2 protein-coding genes are annotated in these 2,352 nt (G+C 64.0%); one reads left to right on the top strand and one right to left on the bottom strand.

Features of this window, described 5'->3' with window-relative positions; all coding sequences use genetic code 11:
• Positions 1 to 174: 174 nt before the first annotated feature.
• Positions 175 to 1,191 (top strand): Rpn family recombination-promoting nuclease/putative transposase, encoded by a 1,017-nt coding sequence (locus tag KDB67_RS03590; protein ID WP_291012487.1) that lies wholly within the window; start codon positions 175 to 177, stop codon positions 1,189 to 1,191.
• A gap of 133 nt (positions 1,192 to 1,324) precedes the next feature.
• Here KDB67_RS03590 and KDB67_RS03585 read toward each other — a convergent pair whose 3' ends face one another.
• Entirely contained in the window at positions 1,325 to 2,065 is a 741-nt protein-coding gene (locus KDB67_RS03585) for a DUF305 domain-containing protein (RefSeq protein ID WP_291012485.1), read from the bottom strand.
• Between the last annotated feature and the right edge of the window lie 287 nt (positions 2,066 to 2,352).

Genomic DNA, 2,352 nt, shown 5'->3' with positions numbered 1-2,352 from the left:
GGGGCCATGCGTCGTGCGCGCACGTATCCGTCCGGGTGTTTCTGGAGGGTTCGTTCAAATTAGGGTGAACTGGCTGCGGGAGCCGACGATTCCTTGCGGACCCACGGATTCTCGGTCTCGTCCAGAGCAGGTGACGACGGACGAATGTCCGAACCCGTCAGTATGGTTCTCCCCATGATGAACGAGGGGGATACGTCCGCAGGCGGGCAACCGCACGATGCGCTGTTTCGGCTGATCTTCACCGACCCCGGCGACGCAGGATCAGAGCTACGCTCAGTCCTGCCGCCAAAGTTGGCCGACCACATCAACTTCGATGATCTCGCCCTCCAGGAGGGAACCTTCATCGATGACGACCTGCGCCACCAGCAGACAGACGTCCTGTTCAAAACCACGATCGATGAGCTGGACGCCTATCTGTATGTCCTCATCGAACATCAGCGCAGCCCCGATCCGCTCATGGCCTTCCGGATGTTGCGCTACCAGGTCCGCATCTGGGAACGACACCGCGACCAACATCCAGCCGAATCCGGTAAACCGCCACTGCCACTGATTGTTCCCGTGGTCGTTTACCAAGGCCGGCGTCGCTGGACCGCTCCCACTGACATCGCCGACCTCCTCCACATCGACGAATCATTCTCATCCGTCGCCGGGAATCTGATTCCGCACTGTGCCTACCTGCTCGACGACCTCACCACCGTCGATGACGCCGCGCTCCGTGCCCGTCCGTTGACCACCGCCGCGCGGATCACCTTCGTGTTCCTCACCAAAGCACCGGACGATCCCGATGCCACTCACTGGCTGCCGAACTGGACTGATCACATCATCGAACTTGACAACAGACGCCTCGAAGCCTTGTTCCAGTATCTTGTAAGAGTAAGTCCCACACCCGTCGAAGACATCGTCCACTACGCCGTAACAGTCGGAACCGAAGCAGTGGAGGCCGCCATGAATACAGCAGACGTGCTCATCGCCCAAGGGCGAGCGGAAGGGCGAGCCGAACGGCAGGATGAAGCCCGAGCCGAAGGCCGAGCCGGATTGTTCATCGAGCAGCTGACCCTCAAGTTCGGGGAAATCGATGCCGACACGCGTCGTCGGGTCGAGTGCGCCAACGCCGAGCAGATCTCGCGGTGGAGTGCCCGCCTGCTCGCCGGCGTCGACACGATCGACCAGGTCTTCGTAGAGCAGACATAGCTGCCCATGACCTGACGCAGGCCGAACTTGCTGAACGGCATCTCACAGATCGCTTCTCGATCACGCAGATCGAGAAGGGGGAGACCATCACGGCGGTGGAGAAGCTGCCGGGCTGCCTATGAACTGAGTGTCCTCAGTTCATAGGCAGCGGTGGGGTATTGCGTTCGGCCAGGAGGCTTCTGAACAGGGCGATTTCATCGGTTTGCTGGCCGTCCATGTGGCCGGCGAGGTCGCGGACGTACTCCTGCGAGACGTTGGCCGGGTTGGCGGCGTAGGTCATCATGTGCAGGCCGCCCTCGTGGTGGCGCAGCATCAGCTGGATGAAGAAGGTGTCGGCGTCGGCACCGTGCAGCGACCGCAGCTTGGTCATCTCCGCATCGGTGGCCATGCCCGGCATCGCCGGCTTGTCGGCCGCTGCAGGGGTGGTGGGCGCGGGCGTACTCATGCTGTGACCGGCGTGCGACGACATGTCATGACCGCCGGAATCGGAGTCCGACGATCCGTGACCCATCCATGTCATCGGTGCGTCGGGGTTCTCGACCGGCTGATCCCACAGGTTGAGCCACCCGGTCATCTGGCCGATCTCGCGGGTCTGATCGGCCAGGATGGTCAGCGCGATCTTCTTGATCGCGGGGTCTGCGCCCTGCGCGATCACGACCTCGGCCATCTCCACACCCTGCGCGTGGTGCACGATCATGTCCTGCGCGAACCCCACCGCCGCCGAACCGCTGTCCGGATGATCCTCGGAGTCGCCGGCGAAGCTGGCGGTGAGCAACCACCCCAGCCCGACACCCAGAAGCAGCGCGACGATGCCGATCGCCGCAGGTAGCAGCCACGGGCGGGAGGCGGGGGCGGGTGTCGGGGCTTCGGACACGATGCGGTGAACCTCCAGCGGGGGACGGGGCGGGCCACCGGGCGGCGGCTGCTACGAACGTCCCATCTGCCGCTTCCGGCGAACCCGGCAGGGGTGAGGGCCGGGCACAGGTGGAGTCGATTGTCCCGTCACAGGCCCCGGAACATAGGATGAATACCCGTGACTCCTGCCGCCCTCGCTGCGCTTCTCCGCGAGATAACGCTGACCGTCGTGTCCGACCGGGGCCTCGATACCTCGCTGGTGCCCGAGACCGTGGTGGTCGAGCGTCCCCGCAACGCCGACCACGG

The sequence above is a fragment of the Gordonia sp. (in: high G+C Gram-positive bacteria) genome, assembly GCF_020438995.1.
In the GTDB taxonomy this organism is placed as follows: Bacteria; Actinomycetota; Actinomycetes; order Mycobacteriales; family Mycobacteriaceae; genus Gordonia.
The sequence above is the reverse complement of the archived record's forward strand: the minus strand, read 5'-3'. Positions and strand labels throughout refer to the sequence as shown.